The sequence below is a fragment of the Pseudomonas sp. dw_358 genome, assembly GCF_018449655.1.
Classification (GTDB): domain Bacteria; phylum Pseudomonadota; class Gammaproteobacteria; order Pseudomonadales; family Pseudomonadaceae; genus Aquipseudomonas.
Map to the genome: position 1 here is coordinate 488,073 of NZ_JAAVUX010000001.1, position 20,740 is coordinate 508,812.

Annotated in this window: 22 protein-coding genes; 10 read left to right on the plus strand and 12 right to left on the minus strand. The window is 62.3% G+C overall.

Features of this window, described 5'->3' with window-relative positions; translation table 11 throughout:
- Positions 1-9 precede the first annotated feature (9 nt).
- From HB675_RS02315 to HB675_RS02330, 4 genes are all read right to left on the minus strand, one after another.
- Entirely contained in the window at positions 10-294 is a 285-nt protein-coding gene (locus HB675_RS02315; RefSeq protein ID WP_213875704.1) for a YceK/YidQ family lipoprotein, read from the minus strand.
- Positions 290-919 carry a flavin prenyltransferase UbiX gene (ubiX, locus tag HB675_RS02320; protein ID WP_213875465.1) on the minus strand — a complete coding sequence of 210 codons (630 nt, stop codon included), beginning with the start codon at positions 917-919 and terminating at the stop codon, positions 290-292. The genes HB675_RS02315 and ubiX overlap by 5 nt, the downstream gene beginning before the upstream one ends.
- Positions 916-2,265, minus strand: a complete 1,350-nt coding sequence (gene mpl / locus HB675_RS02325) for a UDP-N-acetylmuramate:L-alanyl-gamma-D-glutamyl-meso-diaminopimelate ligase (RefSeq protein ID WP_213875466.1) — start codon at positions 2,263-2,265, stop codon at positions 916-918. Before mpl ends, ubiX begins: the two co-directional genes overlap by 4 nt.
- A gap of 68 nt (positions 2,266-2,333) precedes the next feature.
- Positions 2,334-4,232 (minus strand): sigma-54-dependent Fis family transcriptional regulator, encoded by a 1,899-nt coding sequence (locus HB675_RS02330; RefSeq protein ID WP_213875467.1) that lies wholly within the window; start codon positions 4,230-4,232, stop codon positions 2,334-2,336.
- Between the two features lie 305 nt (positions 4,233-4,537).
- Here HB675_RS02330 and HB675_RS02335 point away from each other — a divergent pair, with 305 nt between their 5' ends.
- From HB675_RS02335 to HB675_RS02360, 6 genes are all read left to right on the plus strand, one after another.
- Positions 4,538-6,058, plus strand: a complete 1,521-nt coding sequence (locus tag HB675_RS02335; protein ID WP_213875468.1) for an aldehyde dehydrogenase family protein — start codon at positions 4,538-4,540, stop codon at positions 6,056-6,058.
- 203 nt (positions 6,059-6,261) lie between these two features.
- Positions 6,262-7,656, plus strand: a complete 1,395-nt coding sequence (locus HB675_RS02340) for an ethanolamine ammonia-lyase subunit EutB (protein ID WP_213875469.1) — start codon at positions 6,262-6,264, stop codon at positions 7,654-7,656.
- 29 nt (positions 7,657-7,685) lie between these two features.
- Positions 7,686-8,144 (plus strand): N-acetyltransferase, encoded by a 459-nt coding sequence (locus tag HB675_RS02345; RefSeq protein WP_213875470.1) that lies wholly within the window; start codon positions 7,686-7,688, stop codon positions 8,142-8,144.
- Positions 8,145-8,286: 142 nt separating this feature from the next.
- Positions 8,287-8,925, plus strand: coding sequence for a DedA family protein (locus HB675_RS02350; RefSeq protein ID WP_213875471.1), 639 nt, complete (start codon positions 8,287-8,289; stop codon positions 8,923-8,925).
- Between the two features lie 216 nt (positions 8,926-9,141).
- The gene (ppa, locus tag HB675_RS02355) at positions 9,142-9,669 is read left to right on the plus strand and encodes an inorganic diphosphatase (protein ID WP_213875472.1); all 528 of its coding nucleotides are present in this window, start codon (positions 9,142-9,144) and stop codon (positions 9,667-9,669) included.
- 160 nt (positions 9,670-9,829) lie between these two features.
- Positions 9,830-10,564 (plus strand): LexA family transcriptional regulator, encoded by a 735-nt coding sequence (locus tag HB675_RS02360; RefSeq protein ID WP_213875473.1) that lies wholly within the window; start codon positions 9,830-9,832, stop codon positions 10,562-10,564.
- Positions 10,565-10,876: 312 nt separating this feature from the next.
- On the opposite strand, the gene HB675_RS02365 is transcribed toward HB675_RS02360, so the two are convergent.
- The 5 genes from HB675_RS02365 to HB675_RS02385 form a co-directional block, all read right to left on the minus strand.
- The gene (locus tag HB675_RS02365) at positions 10,877-11,596 is read right to left on the minus strand and encodes an aspartate/glutamate racemase family protein (protein ID WP_213875474.1); all 720 of its coding nucleotides are present in this window, start codon (positions 11,594-11,596) and stop codon (positions 10,877-10,879) included.
- A gap of 55 nt (positions 11,597-11,651) precedes the next feature.
- Positions 11,652-12,047 carry an NUDIX domain-containing protein gene (locus HB675_RS02370; protein ID WP_213875475.1) on the minus strand — a complete coding sequence of 132 codons (396 nt, stop codon included), beginning with the start codon at positions 12,045-12,047 and terminating at the stop codon, positions 11,652-11,654.
- 94 nt (positions 12,048-12,141) lie between these two features.
- Entirely contained in the window at positions 12,142-12,693 is a 552-nt protein-coding gene (locus HB675_RS02375; protein WP_213875476.1) for a hypothetical protein, read from the minus strand.
- Positions 12,694-12,738: 45 nt separating this feature from the next.
- Positions 12,739-13,569 carry a TIGR03915 family putative DNA repair protein gene (locus HB675_RS02380; RefSeq protein WP_213875477.1) on the minus strand — a complete coding sequence of 277 codons (831 nt, stop codon included), beginning with the start codon at positions 13,567-13,569 and terminating at the stop codon, positions 12,739-12,741.
- Entirely contained in the window at positions 13,566-14,786 is a 1,221-nt protein-coding gene (locus HB675_RS02385; RefSeq protein ID WP_213875478.1) for a putative DNA modification/repair radical SAM protein, read from the minus strand. Before HB675_RS02385 ends, HB675_RS02380 begins: the two co-directional genes overlap by 4 nt.
- 191 nt (positions 14,787-14,977) lie before the next feature.
- On the opposite strand from HB675_RS02385, the gene HB675_RS02390 reads away from it, so the two are divergent.
- From HB675_RS02390 to dxs, 4 genes are all read left to right on the plus strand, one after another.
- Positions 14,978-15,601 (plus strand): ATPase, encoded by a 624-nt coding sequence (locus HB675_RS02390; protein WP_213875479.1) that lies wholly within the window; start codon positions 14,978-14,980, stop codon positions 15,599-15,601.
- A gap of 63 nt (positions 15,602-15,664) precedes the next feature.
- The gene (locus HB675_RS02395) at positions 15,665-15,916 is read left to right on the plus strand and encodes an exodeoxyribonuclease VII small subunit (protein WP_213875480.1); all 252 of its coding nucleotides are present in this window, start codon (positions 15,665-15,667) and stop codon (positions 15,914-15,916) included.
- A complete protein-coding gene (gene ispA, locus HB675_RS02400) occupies positions 15,917-16,804 on the plus strand; it encodes a (2E,6E)-farnesyl diphosphate synthase (RefSeq protein ID WP_213875481.1) in 888 nt (295 codons plus the stop codon).
- A 69-nt stretch (positions 16,805-16,873) separates the two neighbouring features.
- Entirely contained in the window at positions 16,874-18,775 is a 1,902-nt protein-coding gene (gene dxs, locus HB675_RS02405) for a 1-deoxy-D-xylulose-5-phosphate synthase (protein ID WP_213875482.1), read from the plus strand.
- 48 nt (positions 18,776-18,823) lie between these two features.
- On the opposite strand, the gene HB675_RS02410 is transcribed toward dxs, so the two are convergent.
- The 3 genes from HB675_RS02410 to HB675_RS02420 all read right to left on the minus strand — a co-directional run bounded on the left by HB675_RS02410 (position 18,824) and on the right by HB675_RS02420 (position 20,739).
- Positions 18,824-19,252 (minus strand): MFS transporter, encoded by a 429-nt coding sequence (locus HB675_RS02410; protein ID WP_213875483.1) that lies wholly within the window; start codon positions 19,250-19,252, stop codon positions 18,824-18,826.
- Positions 19,249-19,881 (minus strand): GTP cyclohydrolase II, encoded by a 633-nt coding sequence (gene ribA / locus HB675_RS02415; protein WP_213875484.1) that lies wholly within the window; start codon positions 19,879-19,881, stop codon positions 19,249-19,251. The genes HB675_RS02410 and ribA overlap by 4 nt, the downstream gene beginning before the upstream one ends.
- Positions 19,882-19,986: 105 nt before the next feature.
- Positions 19,987-20,739 carry a transporter substrate-binding domain-containing protein gene (locus HB675_RS02420; protein WP_213875485.1) on the minus strand — a complete coding sequence of 251 codons (753 nt, stop codon included), beginning with the start codon at positions 20,737-20,739 and terminating at the stop codon, positions 19,987-19,989.
- Between the last annotated feature and the right edge of the window lies 1 nt (position 20,740).

Below are 20,740 nucleotides of genomic sequence, written 5' to 3' on the forward strand. Positions count from 1 at the left end.
CTTCCGCCCCTACAGGCCTCCATGAGCCTGCAGCCCGACCCCAAGCACCGTCAACAACGACAGCGGCAACAACAGGGTATCGAGCAGAAAGCTGGCGGGCAGATCCACCCCCGGCCAGGCAGGCGCCTCGGTACCAAAGCGGTCCATCGGACAGCAGCCGCCGTCTATCGCGTACTGATCCAGCCGGGTGCCAGCATACACCACCGGCGCTCCTGGCTTGGCCGCATCCAAAGTGCGCACGGTGGCGCACCCGCCTAGTTGCAGCGCGGCCAATGCCAGCACCAGCGTCTTAATCCTCTGCACCCAAGTGATGCTCGCCCCAGCGAGGCAGCATGTCCTGAGGGATATCCAGCAGGTTCAACACCCGGGCCACGACAAAATCGATCAAATCGTCGATGGTCTGCGGCTGATGATAGAAACCCGGTGCCGCCGGCAGAATCACCGCCCCCAGCTGCGACAGCTTGAGCATGTTCTCCAGGTGAATGGTCGACAGTGGCGCTTCCCGCGGGACCAGAATCAGTTGGCGGCGCTCTTTGAGGGTTACGTCGGCCGCGCGCTCGATCAGATTGTTGCAGGCACCGGCGGCAATTGCCGACAGCGTTCCCGTGGAACAGGGCACCACCACCATGGCCGCTGGCGCACCAGAGCCCGAGGCGACGGGAGACATCCAGTCTTCCTTGCCATATACGCGGATCTGCCCAGACTGGGCACCTGTGTACTCGGTCAGAAACGCCTGCATTGCCTGGGGTTTGGCGGGCAGCGAGACATCCGTTTCCGTGGCCATGACCAACTGCGCAGCCTTGGAAATCAGAAAATGCACCTCGCGGTCTTCCCTTACCAGACAGTCGAGCAGGCGCAAGCCATATTGCGCGCCCGAGGCACCGGTCATCGCCAGGGTAATGCGTTCCGGGCCGCTCATTTCAGTGCCTCCGCCAGTTTCAAGTGCAAGCCGCCGAAGCCGCCATTACTCATGATGATCACCTGCGTACCCGCCACGGCCTGGGTTTTGACCTGGGCGATGATTGCTTCAAGCGAGTCGGCCACGGTCGAGGGAATGCTGCATTGCGCCGCCGTACCGGCCAGATCCCAGCCCAGCCCGGGCGGTGCGTACCAGATCACTTGATCGGCATCGCGCACGCTGTCCGGCAGACCGTCACGGTGCGCGCCCAGCTTCATGGAGTTGGAGCGTGGTTCGATCACCGCAATGATCGGTGCATCGCCCACCCGCTGGCGCAAGCCATCAAGGGTGGTGGCAATGGCTGTCGGGTGGTGAGCAAAGTCATCATAAATGGTCACGCCATTGACCACGGCCACCGTTTCCATGCGCCGCTTGACGCTCTTGAACGCGCTCAAGGCCTCGACGCCCATGGCACCGACCACGCCAACATGCCGGGCCGCCGCCAGGGTGGCCAGGGCGTTGGCCACATTGTGCTGGCCGGTCAGCCCCCATTGCACGGTGCCCTGCACCACGCCGTCAAAGCTGACCTCGAAGCGCGAGCCATCCGGGCTCAGCAACCGCGCCTGCCATTGGCCGCCGACACCGGTGGTCTGCACCGGGGTCCAGCAGCCCATCTCGATTACCCGTTCAAGGGCCGGCTCGGTGGTCGGATGAATGATCAGCCCTTCACCGGGAATGGTTCGTACTAGATGATGGAACTGCCGCTCGATGGCCGCCAGATCAGGGAAGATGTCTGCGTGATCGTACTCGAGATTGTTCAGGATAGCCGTTCGGGGGCGGTAGTGAACCAGCTTGGAACGTTTGTCGAAGAAAGCGCTGTCGTATTCGTCGGCTTCCACTACAAAGAAGGGCGTATCGCCGAGACGAGCCGACACCGAGAAATCATGCGGCACTCCGCCGATCAGGAAGCCGGGGCTCATGCCCGCGTGCTCCAGTACCCAGGCCAGCATGCTGCTGGTGGTGGTCTTGCCGTGAGTACCGGCCACCGCCAGCACCCAGCGCCCTTGCAGAACATGGTCGGCCAGCCACTGCGGCCCGGAGACGTAGGGCAGGCCCTTGTTCAATACGTATTCCACTGCCGGATTGCCCCGCGACAGCGCATTGCCGATCACCACCAGGTCGGGCGCCGGGTCCAACTGAGCGGCATCGTAGCCCTGGATCAGCTCGATGCCCTGAGCTTCGAGCTGTGTGCTCATCGGTGGGTAGACATTGGCATCGGAACCGGTCACATGGTGCCCGAGCTCCTTGGCCAGGACCGCCAGCGAACCCATGAAGGTGCCACAGATACCGAGAATATGAATGTGCATGATTGACCTCGTAAACATCGCCGCAGGTTAGCGCAGGGTGAGGAAAATCTCACGCGATGAATCCGAGCCTAATGGGCAGCACTTTTTTCGATGCCATGCCGACGCAGCTTTCTGTACAGCGTATTACGGCTGACCCCCAGTACCTGCGCCACTCGGGTCATGTGCCAATGCTGCTGCTCCAGGACCTCCAGCAGCGCCGTCCGCTCGGCCTGCTCCAGCGGGGCCTGGATCGCCTCTACCGGCAATGCCGGGTGACGCACCACGGCCGGCAGATCGGCGACGCCGATCACCCCGACTTCGCTGAGCGCGACCAGGGTCCGCAACACGGTGCGCATCTGACGGACGTTGCCCGGCCAGCCGAACTCCAGCAGCTTTTGCCGGGCCGCAGACTCCAGCCGCACCGGTATCCCGCGTGTTTCTTCGGCCAACAGGAAGTCCAGCAACTGCCCTTTGTCGCTGCGCTCGCGCAATGGCGGCAGCACGATTTCCAGACCATTGAGCCGGTAGTAGAGGTCCTCGCGAAAGCGCCCGTCCGCCACACGCTCCAATAAATCGCGGTGGCTGGCGCTGATGATACGCACATCAAGAGACTGGGCCTCGCCACCCAGTGGCACCACCTGGCGCTCTTCCAATACCCGCAGCAAACGGGTTTGCAGCGCCAGCGGCATGTCGCCAATCTCATCAAGCATCAAGGTACCGCCATTGGCCTGCTGCAGTTTCCCGCGCATGCCCTCCTTGCGCGCCCCGGTAAAGCTGCCGCCGAGGTACCCGAAAAGCTCGCTTTCAATCAGGCTTTCCGGGATGGCAGCGCAGTTGAGTGCAACAAAGGGCTGACCGGCGCGCTGACTGCCCTGATGTACCGCCTTGGCGAAAGCCTCCTTGCCGCAGCCGGTCTCACCCTTGAGCAGTAACGGCACATCGCGCTCGAACACCCGCAGGGCGCGCCCAAAATCGCTGCGCAGGGCGGTATCGTCCAGGCAGATATTCGGCTGAACAGTCCGGCTCGGCGCGATAACGGATTGCGCCGCTGGCGCCTTGTGCCCCTTGACCCGTGCGTAGACCAGACGTCCATCGTGGCAATGCAAAGGCCAGCGCGTGGCAGGGTCCTCACTGGCGCTGGCCAGTAACCGGTCCAGCGTGCAATCGAACAATTGATCGATGGTCTGCCCCGCGAGGCTCTCCCGAGAGTGGCCCAGCAGGTTCAATGCACTCTGATTGACCGCTTCGATCCGGCCATCGGCGTTGAATGCCAGCAGACCCTCACTGAATAAGCCGACCGAGTCGATGGGCAGATGGAACTGCAATAGCCAGTGGTGCGCCTGAGCATTGATAAAGTAGTGGCTTTCAATAGTTTTCGCCGCCAGATTGACCAGCGTCTGCGTATGGAACTGGCTCTGCCGCGAAACCTCCGGCCGCGCCGACGACACGTCCAGCACCGCCAGCAGCTCGCCGTAGGGGTCGAACACCGGGCTGGACGAACAGGTAAGGTTGGTGTGGCGGCCGCGAAAATGCTCGTCGCGGTGAATGGTCAGGGATTGGCGCTCCACCAGGCAGGTGCCGATGCCGTTGGTGCCTTCGCACGCCTCGCTCCAGTCGGCCCCGAGCCACAAACCTGCGTGCTCGAACACCCGGCGTTCGGTGGGCGCGGTCACGCAGTTGAGAATCACGCCACGGGCATCGGTCAGCAATACCGCATGGCCGCTGCCGCTCAGTTGCTGATGAAGGTGGCTCATTTCACTGCCGACCACCTGCAAGACCTGGCGCAACTGGTCGCGACGTTCGAGGATGCGCGCATGTTCCAGCACCGTCGGCGCGATCGCCAGGCCGGGATCGAGGTGGTAATCCTGCACACAGCGACGCCAGGAACGGGCAATGGACGGGTCGCTACCCGGCCCGATGGTCTGGGGCACACCCTGGCTGACTGTCAGTACGCGCTGGGCATGGCGGCTCAAATGGCTGCTCTGCATTTTATTGTTCTCCCTCGAGCGAATAATCAGCATCCTCCTCACCGACCGTCGGCGCAACCCGACCTCAGTCGCAGAGGGGCATCGGTGTCCAATGCAGGTACAGACTGTCCTCCCAGACTGTGTCATTTGTGGCACATCTCGAAGGCTCAGGCGGCAGGCATCAGCACCAAAACCGTGTATCTGCGCCGCCTCAAGGCAGTGGCCCGGCCTTTGCTCTATTCTGAATCAGCACAGTCCACCGCTCACAATCCCGGATTGTGACCGCGACGCCACTCCAATAAGCACAAGAGCAGGAGACACCTACCATGCGTTACGCCCATCCCGGTACCGACGGCGCCCTCGTATCCTTCAAGAGCCGCTACGGGAACTATATCGGTGGCGAATTCGTCGCCCCTGTCAAAGGTCAATACTTCTCCACCACCTCGCCGGTCAACGGCGAAGTCATCGCTGAATTCCCCCGCTCCACGGTCGAGGACATCGACAAGGCACTGGACGCGGCCCACGCCGCTGCCGATGCCTGGGGCACCACGTCGGTGCAGGCCCGCTCCCTGGCCCTGCTGAAAATCGCCGACCGCATCGAACAGAACCTCGAACTGCTGGCCATTACCGAAACCTGGGACAACGGCAAGGCCGTGCGCGAAACCCTCAATGCCGACATCCCGCTGGCCGCCGACCACTTCCGCTACTTCGCCGGCTGCCTGCGCGCGCAGGAAGGCAGCGCCTCGGAAATCGACGGCAACACCGTGGCCTATCACATCCATGAACCCCTGGGCGTGGTCGGCCAGATCATTCCGTGGAACTTCCCGATCCTCATGGCCGCATGGAAGCTGGCCCCCGCCTTGGCCGCGGGCAACTGCGTTGTGCTCAAGCCCGCCGAGCAGACCCCCTTGGGCATTACCGTGCTAGTGGAACTGATCGGCGACCTGCTGCCGCCCGGCGTGCTCAACATCGTCCAAGGTTTCGGCAAAGAAGCCGGCGAAGCCCTGGCCACCAGCAAACGCATCGCCAAGATTGCCTTCACCGGCTCGACGCCGGTCGGCTCGCACATCATGAAATGCGCGGCAGAAAACATCATTCCCTCCACCGTGGAGCTGGGGGGCAAGTCGCCGAACATCTTTTTCGAAGACATCATGAATGCCGAGCAGAGCTTTATCGAGAAGGCTGCCGAAGGCCTGGTACTCGCGTTTTTCAACCAGGGCGAAGTCTGCACCTGCCCTTCCCGGGCCCTGGTACAGGAGTCGATCTACCCGGCGTTCATGAAAGAAGTCATGAAAAAGATCGAGCAGATCAAACGTGGCGACCCGCTGGACACTGAAACCATGGTCGGCGCCCAGGCCTCCGAACAGCAATTCGACAAGATCCTCTCTTATATGGAGATCGCCAAGCAGGAAGGCGCCGAGTTGCTCACCGGCGGCAAGGTGGAAAAACTCGAGGGCAACCTGTCGACTGGCTATTACATCCAGCCGACGCTGCTCAAGGGCAACAACAAGATGCGTGTGTTCCAGGAGGAGATCTTTGGCCCGGTGGTCAGCATCACCACCTTCAAGGACGAAGCCGAAGCCCTGGCCATCGCCAACGACACCGAGTTCGGCCTCGGCGCCGGCGTCTGGACCCGCGACATCAACCGCGCCTGGCGCATGGGCCGGGGCATCAAGGCCGGTCGCGTCTGGACCAACTGCTACCACCTTTATCCCGCGCATGCAGCGTTTGGGGGCTACAAGAAGTCCGGCGTAGGGCGTGAGACCCACAAGATGATGCTTGATCATTATCAGCAGACGAAAAACCTGCTGGTGAGCTATGACGTGAATCCGCTGGGTTTCTTTTAAGCCCCCCAAGGCCTTCGCGGGTATACGTTGTGGGAACAAGATGCCGGCGACACGATTACAGCTCTGAAGCGCGGTGATGCTATCGCGCCCAAGGGCTGCTCCCACAAAGTCCGCCTCTGTGCAATCGCCCCCATTTGCCCCCCGCCCAAACATGGAGTACATATTGCTTGTCCTTCCGACACACGTCGTAACGGAGAAGCTGCATGGCCCAATTTGTTCAGTCCATTGGCACCCAGACCTATCGCTTCGACAGCCTCAAGGACCTGATGGCCAAGGCCAGCCCGGCCCGTTCCGGGGACTATCTGGCTCAGATTGCCGCCAGCAACGATGGCGAGCGCGCGGCCGCACAAATGGCCCTGGCCGATGTGCCACTCAAACATTTCCTGCAAGAAGCGCTGATCCCCTACGAAACCGACGAAATCACCCGCCTGATCATCGACACGCACAACGCGGTGGCTTTCGCCCCGGTCAGCCACCTGACCGTCGGTGGCCTGCGCGACTGGCTGCTGGGAGACGAAGCCGACGAGCACAGTCTGCGTGCTCTGGCCCCCGGGCTGACCCCGGAAATGGCCGCTGCCGTCTCGAAAATCATGCGCCTTCAGGACCTGATCCTCGTCGCCCAGAAAATTCGCGTAGTGACCGCCTTTCGCGGCACCGTAGGCTTGCGTGGACGGCTGTCCACCCGGTTGCAGCCCAACCACCCGACCGACGATCCGGCAGGGATCGCCGCGAGCATCCTCGACGGCCTGCTGTACGGCAACGGCGATGCCATGATCGGCATCAATCCAGCCAGCGACAGCACCCGCGCCATCGTCGAACTGCTGCACATGCTGGATGCGATCATTGAGCGCTACGACATTCCCACCCAGGCCTGTGTGCTGACCCATGTCACCACCTCCATCGAGGTGATCGAGCGCGGCGTGCCGCTGGACCTTGTGTTTCAGTCGATTGCCGGCACTCAGGCGGCCAACGCCAGCTTCGGCGTGACCCTGGAATTGCTGCGCGAGGGTTACGAAGCGGGTCTGAGCCTCAAGCGCGGCACGGCGGGAAACAACCTGATGTATTTCGAAACAGGCCAGGGCAGCGCGCTGTCGGCGGATGCCCACCATGGCGTCGACCAACAGAGCTGCGAAGCCCGGGCCTATGGCGTGGCGCGCCACTACACTCCATTTCTGGTCAACACCGTGGTCGGCTTCATCGGCCCCGAGTACCTGTACAACGGCAAGCAGATCATCCGCGCCGGGCTGGAGGACCATTTCTGCGGCAAGCTGCTGGGCGTGCCCATGGGCTGCGACATCTGCTACACCAACCACGCCGAGGCCGACCAGGATGACATGGACAGCCTGCTGACGCTGCTGGGGGTGGCCGGCATCAACTTCATCATGGGCATTCCTGGCTCCGATGACATCATGCTCAACTACCAGACCACCTCGTTCCACGACGCGCTCTACGCACGCAAGGTACTGGGGCTGGCCCCGGCGCCCGAATTCGAGCGCTGGCTGGCTCGAACGGGCATCCTGACCCGCACCGGAGGCCTGTTGAAACTGGGCCGTGACCTTCCCGCTGCTTTCGGCCACGTTCTGCGCGGCCTGAACTGAATACATCGACCCTGTTGAGGAGTTTGACCATGCGCATTATCAAAGCCACCCTCGAACACCTCGACCTGCTCACGCCCCTGTTCGTCAAATACCGAGAATTCTATGGCGAGCTGTCGTTCCCGGAATCGTCACGCAAATTCCTCGAAACCCGTCTGCGGCGTGATGAATCAGTGATTTACCTGGCAGTACCGGACGGCAGCGAAGATCGCATCCTGGGCTTCTGCCAGCTGTATCCGAGTTATTCGTCCCTGTCGCTCAAGCGCGTGTGGATTCTCAACGACATCTACGTGGCCGAAGATGCCCGCCGGCAACTGGTGGCCGACCACCTGCTGAAAACCGCGAAAAAGATGGCCAGGGACACCCAGGCAGTGCGCATGCGCGTGTCCACCAGCGCCAACAACGACGTGGCGCAGAAAACTTATGAATCCATTGGTTTCCGTGAAGATCACGAATTCAAGAACTATACGCTGCCCATCGCCTCTGATTGAGGCGGGCAGGTTCGTGACAAAAAACTCACAGACACTTGGTTATACATAGCCAGGCACTGCCACGTCGCTTCGGCGCCCGTATACTGACCCCCAATTTTTTTAACTCGCCCGTAGCCTCGGGTGACTCACACAGGTGTTGCGCATGGAATTTCACCCTCTAGACCTGATCCTGCATCTGGATGTCTACCTCGACATGCTGGTCACCAACTATGGCCCGTGGATCTACGCCATCCTGTTTCTGGTGATCTTCTGCGAAACCGGCCTGGTGGTGACCCCGTTCCTGCCCGGCGATTCGCTGCTGTTCATCGCGGGTGCGGTGGCCGCCGGCGGCAAGATGGACCCGTTCCTGCTGGGCGGCCTGCTGATGCTGGCGGCCATCCTCGGTGACAGCACCAACTACCTCATCGGCCGCTTCGCTGGCGACAAGCTGTTCAGCAACCCCAACTCGAAGATCTTCCGCCGCGACTACCTCGACCAGACCCACGCGTTCTACGAGCACCATGGCGGCAAGACCGTAACCCTCGCGCGTTTCCTGCCGATCCTGCGCACCTTTGCCCCCTTCGTCGCTGGCCTGGGCAAGATGCATTACCCACGTTTTCTGGGCTTCAGCGTCGCGGGCAGTGTGCTGTGGGTCGCCGCCTTGACCGCACTGGGCTATTTCTTCGGCAACATCCCATTCATCAAGCAGAACCTGACCTTGCTGATCGTCTTCATCATCCTGCTTTCGCTGGCACCGATGATCATCGGGGTGATCAAGAGCCGCAAAGCCCGTACTGCCTGAGTCGTATGCTCCCTGAGCGCCTGGCAGCGTAAATCCCGTTGAGCCGGCTGTTGCAGCTGCAGGCGAACCATCGGGATTATCCGGCGTCCGAGTGAGACGGCTACGCTCCAGCGCACCTCGGCAAACATGGCAAGGCGCAATGAATGTGCCTATAATCGCCACCACTTTTCGGCCAAAACGGCCATTTTTACTGGCCTACAACGGGGGCATCGCCCAATGAGCTACAGCAAGATTCCGGCTGGCAAAGACCTGCCGAACGACATCTACGTCGCCATCGAGATTCCGGCCAACCACGCGCCGATCAAATATGAAATCGACAAGGACAGCGACACCCTGTTCGTTGACCGTTTCATGGCCACCCCGATGTTCTACCCGGCCAACTACGGTTTCATCCCCAACACCCTGGCCGACGACGGCGACCCCCTCGACGTACTGGTGGTCACGCCCTACCCAGTGGCCCCAGGCTCGGTGATCCGCGCCCGCCCGGTCGGCATCCTGCACATGACCGACGACGGCGGCGGCGACGCCAAGGTCCTGGCCGTGCCGCACGACAAGCTGACCCAGCTGTACGTCGACGTCAAAGAGTACACCGACCTGCCACCGCTGCTGATCGAGCAGATCAAGCACTTCTTCGAGAACTACAAAGACCTCGAAAAAGGCAAGTGGGTCAAGATCGAAGGCTGGGGCAACGCGGAAGCGGCCCGCGCCGAAATCACCAAATCGGTTGCGGCCTTCAAGGGCTGAAACGCGATTTGATAAAAAAGCCCCGGCCTTGTGCCGGGGCTTTTTTTTGTCCTTCGCCGACCATTCTGCTTCCCCTGTAGGAAATTTCCGATTTCCAGGCAATAAACCCAAACGCTTTGTTTATTTTCCAGCACACCCCCACCCCGTAAAATCCGCCACCATGAACACATCCGGCGACCGACTCAGAATCCTTCTCAAAGAGTGCAACCTCAGCGCCGCGGACTTCGCTGCCCACCGTAACGTGACCTCGCAGCACATCAACAACTGGTTCACCCGTGGCGTCCCCGCCGCGCGCATGGATGAAATCGCGGAGCTGCTCAGCGTGCGCAGTCACTGGCTGCGCCATGGCAAAGGCCCGAAATACACCAGTCCCTTTGCCGTAGACTGCAACTACCCCACCGCCGCGCCCTACCGCACAGCCCACAGTCCATGCGCGGCTGTTCCCCCCTCCATCGAACACTTTGCCAGCCAGCCCGACGATATACTCATCCCCTTCCACGTCCCTCACGAAAGCCATCTGCTACACCGCCAGAACACTCATCTGCGCCTGCCTCGCATCGCCCTCGCCAGCGCCGGCGTGAGCGCCGAACATAGCTGTGCGCTGCTCATGCCCGACCACAGCATGCTCGACCGCCTGCATCCGGGTTCAGCGCTGACCATCGATCGCAGTCTGACGCACATCGTCGACGGTCAACCCTACGCCATGATGTTCCAGGGCGAATTGCACGTCCGTTACCTTTACCGCCTGCCCGATGGCGGGCTGCGCCTGCGCAGTCAGAACTTCATCGACTACCCCGACCAATCCCTCACCGCCCGCGAAAGCGGCCCACGTCACCTTGAGGTACTGGGCTGGATGTTCTGGCACGGGACGTTTAGCACGAAGAGGCCGCTATGACATTCGCGCTGGGCATGGCGGGGGAATGGCAGTATTATTCTGCCCACGTTCAGGTACCGATCCCCTTTAAGCGGGCATCGATACCCGGTGGGGCTGCTACGCGCGGTTTGCACCATGGCTGGCTAGAGCCAGCACTCCAGTTGATGGCGGTTGGGGTTTGTCAAAAACAGACCGAGACCGTCCGCGAGAAGCCGGCCACAAGCCGGCTTTTTAATGCTTGATTGAAAGTTATTCGGTCCCCCTCCCCCCCGATTTTCTGCGAGCCAATCATCGGCCAGCCGCTCGCGCTTGGTAATACTGCAGTCGCCGTCATCACTTGAAGGGCCAACCTTTGACCTGCTTTTCCCTGGGCTTGGCGTAGGTTCGCACCTTCGAAGTGCTCAGCCCCAGGCGCACCAGCGACTCGGCGAGCATCACCGCCGCGGTCACGCCGTCCACCACCGGCACGCCGGTGCGCGCGCGGATCAACTCATCGAGCCCGGCCATGCCGCCACAACCCAGGCAGATGACTTCGGCCTTGTCGTCGCTGACGGCCAGCGCCGCCTGGGCGACGATGGCCTCTACGGCGCGGATGGGGTCTTCTTCGAGCTCCAGCACGGCGAGGCCGCTGGCACGGACCGAGGCACAGCGTTGAAACAAACCGGCGAGGCGCAGGCGGTCCTCGATCAGCGGGACGGTGCGGTCGAGGGTGGTCACTACCGAATAGGCATGGCCCAGCAACATGGCCAGGCTGGCGCCGGCTTCGGTGATATCAACGACCGGAACCTCAAGCAGCTCTTGCAACCCTTCGCGGCCGTGCTCGCCGTACCCCGCCTGGATGACGGCGTCGAAGGGCTGGTCATAGGCCATGACGCAGTCCATCACGCCGAGCGCGGCAAGGTAGCTTTCAAAGTTGCCTTCCACCGACTCGGCACCGAAGCGTGGGGTCAGGCCGATGATTTCGGTGTCCGGGGAGGCGACGCTGCGGGCTTGTTCGGCGATGGTCTCGGTGATGGACTCGGTGGTGTTGACGTTAACGACCAGGATGCGCATGAAGTGACCTTGAAAACGGGGCAGAGTCACGTGTTTTGCAAGAGCCGCACCAGAGTCAAAGAAAAAACCGTGGCAGTACCCAATCGCGAGTCAGCGGTGCCAGCTGGAGAGTCCCGGCGCCCTCGGCATCAACCCACCGGGCCTCCTCGATTTCAGCAGCGGGGACGACAGTATCGGCAATGGTCACGCGAAACAAAGCGCACTGCACCTGATGGCCAGGTTCGTTCGCGGCCGGTGCTGTGTGAGTGCCCAAGTAGTGAGCCTGCTGCGCGGTGATGTGCAAGCCGAGTTCTTCCTGGAGCTCACGGATCAGCGCCTGAATCGGTTGTTCGCCGGCATCGATCTTGCCACCGGGCTGCATGAAGAACGGTGTGCTGCGCTTACGCACCAAGAGGGTGCGGCCTGGTAGGTCGAGCAGCAGGGCGGCGGCGATGGTGATCAAGGTGGTCATGGGCAGCGCTCGGTGTTCACTTGAAGGTGGCGCTGAATTGTTCCCGAGCAAGCTCGGTCCTGCAAGGGTGACGCTGGGGGCGCAGCACCCGCTATCAAATCCGCCCCTGATACGCCGCCAACAACCGCGCCTCCACTTCAAAAGCCTCCGCCACCCCCATGCCGTTGATGAGGTTTTCGATCACCACCTCGCGCATATGCCGCATCACTTGGGCGTATGGCTCACGGTGTTCGAAGTAGTAATCGGACATCACGCGCGTGGCAGTTTCGCGGCTGAGGCGGTGAGGCGACGTCAGCGCGCGTTCGGCGATGGCACCGTAAAGGTTGAAGTCGGCGGTGGCCTTGGCCCAGGAGTAACCGAAGCAGTCACCGCTCTGGTGCTCCAACAGCGCGGGTTCATGGTCACGGGGCAAGTTGACGGTGCGGGTCAGGTCCGGCAGGTCATGCTGTTCGGTGAAATGACGAATGACGGCGAGCACACGACCCAGTCGCGCAGGGATCAGCTGTCCGACCCGGCGATCGCTCAAAAAGCGCGTGTGGGCCAGGTGCAGAAACTGCTGAGTCGAGCGCGGCGTCTTGCCGGCGGCAATTTCAACCAGCAGCGGATAGAGCAGGCGGGCCAGTTGCACATCGAGCAAGGTCGTCATGGGTGTGCGGTCCTCCGCCCTGGAAAAGATGCCAGAGTGCCATGATCATGGACGGTTTGCTTTGATCTTCTTCCCGCGCATGGCTGCCACCTCACTGGCCTGTCCATCCCGTTGCTTGCCAGTGCGCGCCTGAGTGATCAGTGCTGGAATCAAAGGCCCTTCCGGCAGATTTTTCCAGAAACGGGCCGGCAAGTGACCTTGCATGACCTTGGGGTTGAGCCGCGCCGGGTTGAAAATGTGGCTGTAGTAGGCCAGCCACAAGTCCCCGTGAGGGTCTTCTGCGCCTTGGGCCATCTGTTGCCACTCGAGCGGGCAGCGACGTTCATGGATCAAGCACTCGCCATCATAGTAGACGCCGTCGCGCGGCGTGGCGATCAGCCAGCGGTGGCGGCCCATGCGCCCGATGAAATGCTGGCTGGCACTGGCGAGAATGTCATGAGCCGGCTCGTGCCAGGCGACGAACTCCGGCTGGCTTGCAGCGTCGATGGCACTGGCCGGGCGAGCCACGAAGCGCACAAAGGCATGCAGATGGTGGGCCTCGCGGCTGACCTGCTTGAGGCGGCGGTGCAATTCACTGCCCAGCGTGTCACCGGCCAGCATGGCAGTGCGGTCGCCGTGGCTGACCCGCCAGAGCACTTCGTACAGCAGGCTCCAGCGTTGATCGCCCCGGTAGCAGGCCGCACTTTCCAGCAGAGGGATCAACTCGGCGGGAATGCGTGCCTGGAACGGTCCGGGGTGCTCAGGCAGCGCTTCATCACTGCCGAACAGATCCTGTGCCGCCCAGCTGACGCGGCTTGGGTCGACCTGATGGCTGAGCAACCAGCGCGCTTGCTGTCGCCAGGTCGAAAACAGGTCATCGCAATCAAGGCTGATCATGCCCACAACCCCAATTGCTGCGGCTGCGGCCGCTCGCGCATTTGCTCGCGCAGCAACAGGCTGGTGCTCTCGGCCTGGCGCGGGTGGTAATCGCTGGTGATGAAGAACGGCTTGGCCTTGGCCAGCACACAACGCAAGCGAGTCAGGTCTTCGAAGCGGATACGGCGCTCTCGGCGCAGCTCGATCAGGCGCTGGGTGGTGCGGATCCCGATACCGGGAATACGCGCAATCAAGGCAGGTTCTGCGCGGTTGAGGTCAAGAGGGAATACGTCGCGATTATCCAGCGCCCAGGCCAGCTTGGGATCAATGTCCAGGGCCAGGTTGCCGGGGCCGCCGAGCAGTTCGCCGGCGGTGTAGCCGTAGCTGCGCAACAGGAAGTCTGCCTGATACAGACGATGCTCGCGCATCAAGGGCGGCGCGGCCAACGGGACGCTGCTGGGGCTGTCAGGGATCGGGCTGAACGCCGAGTAATACACTCGCTTGAGTTTGAAGTCACCGTAGAGGGACTGCGCGCTATGGAGGATCACGCTGTCATCGGTGGCATCGGCGCCGACGATCATTTGCGTGCTCTGCCCGGCCGGGGTGAAGCGCGGTGCCCGCGGTTCGTTTTCCACTGTGCGCTGGCCGGTGTAGATGGTGTTCATGGCCTGCTTGATGGATTTGACGTTCTTTTCCGGCGCTAGGGTCTGCAGGCTGGCTTCGGTGGGCAATTCGATGTTGACGCTGAGTCGGTCGGCATATCGCCCGGCCTCTTCGATCAACAGCGGGTCGGCGTCCGGAATGGTCTTGAGGTGGATATAGCCGCGAAACTGGTGCTGCTCGCGCAACAGCCTGGCCACGCGATTGAGCTGTTCCATGGTGTAGTCGGCCGAGCGGATGATGCCCGAGCTCAGGAACAACCCGCTGACGCAGTTGCGGCGGTAGAAGTCCAGGGTCAGGGTGACCACTTCCTCGGGGCTGAAGCGTGCCCGAGGCACGTCGCTGGAGCGGCGGTTGACGCAGTACTGGCAGTCGTACAGGCAAAAGTTGGTCAACAGCACCTTGAGCAACGACACGCAGCGCCCGTCCGGTGTGTAGCTGTGGCAGATACCCATGCCGTTGGTCGAGCCGATACCGTCCTGCCCCCGCGAACTGCGCTTGGGCGCGCCGCTGCTGGCGCAGGAAGCGTCGTACTTGGCAGCGTCGGCGAGAATGCTCAGCTTTTCGATCAGTTGCATGACGGGCTCGGTTTTACTGGTTTTTTGTACAGTATATGGACGCTGCGTCATTCTCAAGCCCGGTGGTCGGGAGACTGCAAGCAACAGGCTATCGATCCCGGCAATATTCACCATCACGCCATTCAAGTTCTGCTCCGAACCCGCACCCGTCAGCATAGCGCCATGCCACACCGCTCACGGAGCACCCCGCCATGAAACTTGCCATCGTCACCCTCTTGATCCTCCTGTTCAGCCTGTCCATCGGCTCGGCATCGGCCGACTCGCCGGTCGTGTTCAAGCATTCGCAGACCGTGGGCGTCATCTTCACCGAGGACACCGAACTCAACCTCGCCTACCTCAAGGCTTATCATGCCGCCGCGCGCAAAGGCGTGGGCAGCCAAGACCTCGACCCCACCATCCAGCAAGCCTACGCCGACAGCTCCGACCCAACCCTGGCGGTGCACTGGCTAGCGGCGTCCTTGAGCAAGCATTTTGCCTCGGTGACGTTCTACGACAACCTCGCTGCGCTGAACGCTGCGCACCCCGATATCGTGGTGATGCTCGACACCCGCGCTCACCTGGTCAGCGACCGCAGCAACAACGTTTCCGCCGACATTCGCGCCGAGTTCTACGACGCCGCCTTCAACTACATCGGCAAGGCCGAAGGCTCGGACGCTCGGTCATTGTCGACGCTCTGGCTGCCGACCCGACGCATCAGCGACGTCGCCCAAGACATCACTCAGCAAAAGACTGTCCAGGAAAACGCCCTGCGCCAGTTCGACAGCTCGCTGGGCAAGCTCATCAGTGGCGCACACGGCCGTCATGAGGCAGCCTGATTTGCCCCGCTGCCCTGGCTCTGCTAGTGTCGCGCGGTTTGAACCCCTGTCGAGATAGCCGCCATGGCCCGCAAAAAAGCTTCCCTGGATTTCGAGCAGTCCCTCGCCGACCTGCAGACGCTGGTGGAGCGCCTGGAAAACGGCGAGCTGTCGCTGGAAGATTCGTTGACCGCCTTTGAACAAGGCATCCGCCTGACCCGCGACTGCCAGAGCGCCCTGGCCCAGGCGGAACAGAAGGTTCAGGTGCTCCTGGAGCGTGATGGCGAATTGGCCGAAGAGCCGTTCGAAGCCGACCTCGACGTGGAAAAACCCTGAATGATCGCAGCTTACCAGGCCACCTGCCAAAAACGCGTCAACGCCGCCCTCGACGCCCTGCTGGTGGCGCCATCCGCGGAGCTGGCCCGCCTGTACGAGGCCATGCGCTACAGCGTGATGAACGGCGGCAAGCGCGTGCGCCCATTGCTGGCCTACGCGGCTTGCGAGGCGCTGGGTATCTCGGCGGACAAGGCCAACGGTGCTGCCTGCGCCGTCGAATTGATTCACGCATACTCGCTGGTCCACGACGATCTGCCGGCAATGGACGACGACGACCTGCGCCGCGGCCAGCCCACCACCCACAAGGCGTTCGACGAAGCCTGTGCAATTCTGGCCGGTGACGGCTTGCAGAGCCTGGCCTTCACCGCGCTGGTGGACCCGCGCCTGAGCCCCCAGCCTGCCGACGTGCTGCTGAGCATGGTCCAGACCCTGGCCAGTGCCGCCGGCCCGGCGGGCATGGTCGGCGGTCAGGCCATCGACCTCGAATCGGTAGGGCGCAAGCTCGACCAGCAGACGCTGGAGAACATGCATCGGCACAAGACCGGCGCCTTGATCGAGGCCAGCGTGCGCCTCGGCGCCCTCGCCAGCGGTCATGCCGAGCGCGATGAGCTCAAGGCCTTGCAGTTCTATGCGCGGGCAGTCGGCTTGGCTTTCCAGGTCCAGGACGACATTCTCGACGTCGAAAGCGATACTGCCACACTGGGCAAACGCCAAGGTGCCGACATCGCCCGCGACAAGCCCACCTACCCGGCGCTGCTGGGCATGGAGGCCGCCAAAGCCTACGCCCTGGAATTGCGCGATCAGGCCCTGCACGCCTTGCGACCTTTCGACGCAGCCGCCGAGCCGCTGCGTGAACTGGCGCGTTTCATTGTTGAAAGGCGTAGTTGATTCGACCTGCCCGAGTGACGTTGCATGATGTAAACTGCCGCGTCCTCATAATTTATAACGATTCGCCTGATGCCCACGACGTTTCATGAGATTCCCCGCGAACGCCCGCTGACGCCCCTGCTCGACAGCGCCGACACCCCTGCCGGCCTGCGTCGGCTGGGCGAGGCGGAGCTTGAGCCGCTGGCTGACGAGCTGCGCCAGGAGCTGCTCTACACGGTCGGCCAGACTGGCGGGCACTTCGGTGCCGGGCTGGGCGTGATCGAATTGACCATCGCCCTGCACTACGTTTTCGACACCCCGGATGACCGGCTGGTGTGGGACGTGGGCCACCAGGCATATCCACACAAGATCCTGACCGGCCGCCGCGAGCGGATGGAGACCCTTCGTCAGAAAGAAGGCATCGCCGCATTCCCGCGCCGCTCGGAAAGCGAGTACGACACCTTTGGCGTCGGCCACTCCAGCACCTCGATCAGTGCAGCCCTGGGCATGGCCATTGCCGCCCGTCTGCAGAACAGTGGGCGCAAGTCCATTGCGGTGATCGGCGACGGCGCCTTGACCGCTGGCATGGCCTTCGAGGCGCTGAATCACGCGCCTGAAGTGAACGCCGACATGCTGGTGATCCTCAACGACAACGACATGTCGATTTCGCGCAATGTCGGCGGACTGTCCAATTACCTGGCCAAGATCCTCTCCAGCCGCACCTACGCCAGCATGCGCGAAGGCAGCAAGAAAGTGCTGTCGCGTCTGCCCGGCGCTTGGGAAATTGCCCGGCGTACCGAAGAGTACGCCAAGGGCATGCTGGTCCCCGGCACCCTGTTCGAGGAGCTGGGCTGGAACTACATCGGCCCGATCGACGGCCACGACCTGCCGACCCTGGTGGCCACCCTGCGCAACATGCGCGACCTCAAAGGGCCGCAGTTCCTGCATGTGGTGACCAAGAAAGGCAAAGGCTTCGCGCCGGCGGAAGTCGACCCGATCGGCTACCACGCCATCACCAAGCTCGACCCGCTGAACGCCCCGGCCGCCGCGCCGAAAAAGGTCGGTGGGCCGAAGTATTCCGCCGTGTTCGGCCAATGGCTGTGCGACATGGCTGCCGTTGACCCGCGCCTGGTGGGCATCACGCCTGCGATGAAGGAAGGTTCGGATCTGGTGGCGTTCAGCGAACGTTTTCCGGAACGCTATTTCGACGTGGCGATTGCCGAACAGCACGCGGTGACCTTGGCCGCCGGCATGGCCTGTGAAGGCGCCAAACCCGTCGTGGCGATCTATTCGACCTTCCTGCAGCGCGGTTATGACCAGTTGATCCACGACGTCGCGGTGCAGAATCTCGACGTGCTGTTCGCCATCGACCGTGCCGGTTTGGTGGGCGAAGACGGCCCGACCCACGCGGGCAGCTTCGACCTGTCGTTCCTGCGCTGCATCCCCGGCATGGTGGTGATGGCACCCAGCGACGAAAACGAACTGCGTCGCATGTTGACCACCGGTCACCAATACCCTGGGCCCGCAGCCGTGCGCTACCCCCGTGGCAATGGCCCGAACGCCCTGATCGAAGAGGCGCTCGAGCCAATCGAGATCGGTAAAGGCGTGGTTCGCCGCCAAGGCAGCAAGACCGCCTTGCTGGTGTTCGGCGTACAGCTGGCCGACGCCCTGAAAGTGGCGGAGAAACTGGACGCCACTGTCGTCGACATGCGTTTTGTGAAGCCGCTGGACGAAGCGTTGGTGCGTGAATTGGCCGCCCACCACGAACTGCTGGTGACGGTCGAAGAAAACGCCATCATGGGCGGAGCCGGCGCCGCCGTCAGCGAGTTTCTGGCGCGCGAGAACCTGCTCAAGCCGGTGCTGCACCTTGGCCTGCCGGATGCGTATGTGGAACACGCCAAGCCGGCGCAGATGCTGGCCGAGTGTGGGCTGGATGCGGCGGGGATCGAGGCGGCGGTGCTGAAGCGGCTGGCTTTGCTGAAGGGTCTCTGACGCTCCAGGACCGAGCTGGCTCGGTCCTGGAGGTCCTGGCATTGCACGTCAGACCGCCGTACCCATCTTCGCCGGTATCCGATACAGGCACAGCAGCCCCACACTGATCACTGCCAGCACGCACTGCGGCAATGGCTCAAGGCCGAAGGGCACTGCCAAGGCGGCCACCCAGGCCGGAATACCCGCCAGCAGAAAAGCAAACCTTCTGATCCGCGCGAGGCCGACCCAGGCCGCCGGCTCGTTGGGCGTGTCCAGCGCATCTTCGGTAGCGTGCAGCGCACGGCGAAACAGGCCAATCCGCGGAATACTCAGAAACAGCCCGGCAATCCCGGCCATGAACAGCGGCAAGGCCAGCATCGGCATGACAGGCTCCATCTGACCGAAAGCCCAACTCATCACAAACATTGGCGCCAGGGTCAGCCCCAGCTGCTGCCACCAGGCGCTGGCCAGCTTGGCCTTGACCTGAGAGCGGGTCACGCGTGGTCGATCCGGGTCAGGACGATCTCACCTTGGTGCTCGTTGCCCATCATGTGCCCGAGCTTGCCGGCCTTGGTCGCCAGGTAATGTTTGTTGTGCGGGTTATGACCCGTGTGCAGCGGCACGCGCTCGGTGACAGTGATGTCCATCCCGGTCAGCGCCTTGACCTTGCGCGGATTGTTGGTCATCAGGCGCAACGCGCTGATACCCAGGTGTTCGAGCATCGGCCGGCACATGCCGTATTCACGCTGATCGGCCGCGAAGCCCAGGCGCTCGTTGGCTTCGACCGTGTCGGCACCACCGTCCTGCAGCTCATAGGCGCGGATCTTGTTCAACAGACCGATGCCTCGGCCTTCCTGACGCAGATACAGCAACACGCCACGACCCGCTTCGGCAATGGCCCGCAGGGCGGCCTCGAGCTGCGAGCCGCAGTCGCAACGCTGGCTGAACAGGGCGTCTCCGGTCAGGCACTCGGAGTGCAGGCGACCCAATACCGGCGCGCCATCGGCGACATCACCAAGGCTCAGCACGACATGCTCGCGGCCGGTGGCCTCATCGAGAAAACCGTGCATGGTGAACTCCGCGAAGGGAGTGGGCAATTTCGAGGCAGCGACAAAAACGACGGGCACTTTGTGCTCCTGATCAATAAGAGTCTTGGTGAGGACCGGCATTGTACAGGACGATGCCGAAGACGCTTATTCCGAATTAGCGAACATATAGATCAACGAAATTGATCACGGCCCTGCTGGCGGCTTACCCGATTCAAACGGGTAGGGCTGCTTCCAGCGTAGGAAGATTTCCCGCAGTTGGCCACTGGCGACCAACTCACCCATCCGCTGGTCATACAACTTGCGCAGCGCACGCCCGCGCGGGTTGTCGGCAAAGCCCAGATACATGGGCAGGTCCACCAATGAGGTAATGTGGTAAGCACTCGCGTCGGGGGCACCCTTGAGAATGAAATTGATCTCGTTGAGCGAGTCGATGTAGTAATCCGCGCGATCGTGCTCAAGCATCGCGAGAATGCTTCCGCGCCGCTGCACCTCATTGAAGTGCAGCACGTTGGGCAGGTATTTCTGGTAGTCGTAGCCGCGCACCCAGGCCAATCGGTAGGTGCCAACCGTTTCCCGGGTCGGATGCGGCGCTGTCGCCCGGCCCAAGGCATAAATGTGGTCAGTGTCGTAATTCCAGCGCGGATAAAGCGCCTTGGTCTCGTCCTGATAGGAACCCACCCAGGCATCCGCCTCGCCACGCTGCACCAGCCCCACCGAGCGGGTGTAAGGGACGATGCGAAAGCGCAGGCTGACACCGGCAGGTTCGAAGACCTTGCGCAGCAGATCCCAGCCCAGCCCCGTGCCATCGGCGTTGGTGTATTCGAGCCACTGATCACTCGCCAGGTTGATCTGCGCCGGCGGCGTCAGCGTCTCGTCCGCGCGCACGACGCCCGTCATGAACATCAAGGTGCACAACCACAAGGCCCACCGCGCCATT

Bases quoted from the DNA above. Each gene is read 5' to 3' on its own strand.
- HB675_RS02350 (WP_213875471.1), top strand. From the start codon at position 8,287: ATGGAATTTCACCCTCTAGACCTGATCCTGCATCTGGATGTCTACCTC.
- HB675_RS02420 (WP_213875485.1), bottom strand. From the start codon at position 20,739: ATGGCGCGGTGGGCCTTGTGGTTGTGCACCTTGATGTTCATGACGGGC.
- HB675_RS02390 (WP_213875479.1), top strand. From the start codon at position 14,978: ATGAAACTTGCCATCGTCACCCTCTTGATCCTCCTGTTCAGCCTGTCC.
- ppa (WP_213875472.1), top strand. From the start codon at position 9,142: ATGAGCTACAGCAAGATTCCGGCTGGCAAAGACCTGCCGAACGACATC.
- HB675_RS02365 (WP_213875474.1), bottom strand. From the start codon at position 11,596: ATGCGCATCCTGGTCGTTAACGTCAACACCACCGAGTCCATCACCGAG.
- dxs (WP_213875482.1), top strand. From the start codon at position 16,874: ATGCCCACGACGTTTCATGAGATTCCCCGCGAACGCCCGCTGACGCCC.
- HB675_RS02360 (WP_213875473.1), top strand. From the start codon at position 9,830: ATGAACACATCCGGCGACCGACTCAGAATCCTTCTCAAAGAGTGCAAC.
- HB675_RS02375 (WP_213875476.1), bottom strand. From the start codon at position 12,693: ATGACGACCTTGCTCGATGTGCAACTGGCCCGCCTGCTCTATCCGCTG.
- HB675_RS02345 (WP_213875470.1), top strand. From the start codon at position 7,686: ATGCGCATTATCAAAGCCACCCTCGAACACCTCGACCTGCTCACGCCC.
- ispA (WP_213875481.1), top strand. From the start codon at position 15,917: ATGATCGCAGCTTACCAGGCCACCTGCCAAAAACGCGTCAACGCCGCC.
- ubiX (WP_213875465.1), bottom strand. From the start codon at position 919: ATGAGCGGCCCGGAACGCATTACCCTGGCGATGACCGGTGCCTCGGGC.
- HB675_RS02330 (WP_213875467.1), bottom strand. From the start codon at position 4,232: ATGCAGAGCAGCCATTTGAGCCGCCATGCCCAGCGCGTACTGACAGTC.
- HB675_RS02395 (WP_213875480.1), top strand. From the start codon at position 15,665: ATGGCCCGCAAAAAAGCTTCCCTGGATTTCGAGCAGTCCCTCGCCGAC.
- HB675_RS02370 (WP_213875475.1), bottom strand. From the start codon at position 12,047: ATGACCACCTTGATCACCATCGCCGCCGCCCTGCTGCTCGACCTACCA.
- HB675_RS02335 (WP_213875468.1), top strand. From the start codon at position 4,538: ATGCGTTACGCCCATCCCGGTACCGACGGCGCCCTCGTATCCTTCAAG.
- mpl (WP_213875466.1), bottom strand. From the start codon at position 2,265: ATGCACATTCATATTCTCGGTATCTGTGGCACCTTCATGGGTTCGCTG.
- HB675_RS02340 (WP_213875469.1), top strand. From the start codon at position 6,262: ATGGCCCAATTTGTTCAGTCCATTGGCACCCAGACCTATCGCTTCGAC.
- HB675_RS02380 (WP_213875477.1), bottom strand. From the start codon at position 13,569: ATGATCAGCCTTGATTGCGATGACCTGTTTTCGACCTGGCGACAGCAA.
- HB675_RS02385 (WP_213875478.1), bottom strand. From the start codon at position 14,786: ATGCAACTGATCGAAAAGCTGAGCATTCTCGCCGACGCTGCCAAGTAC.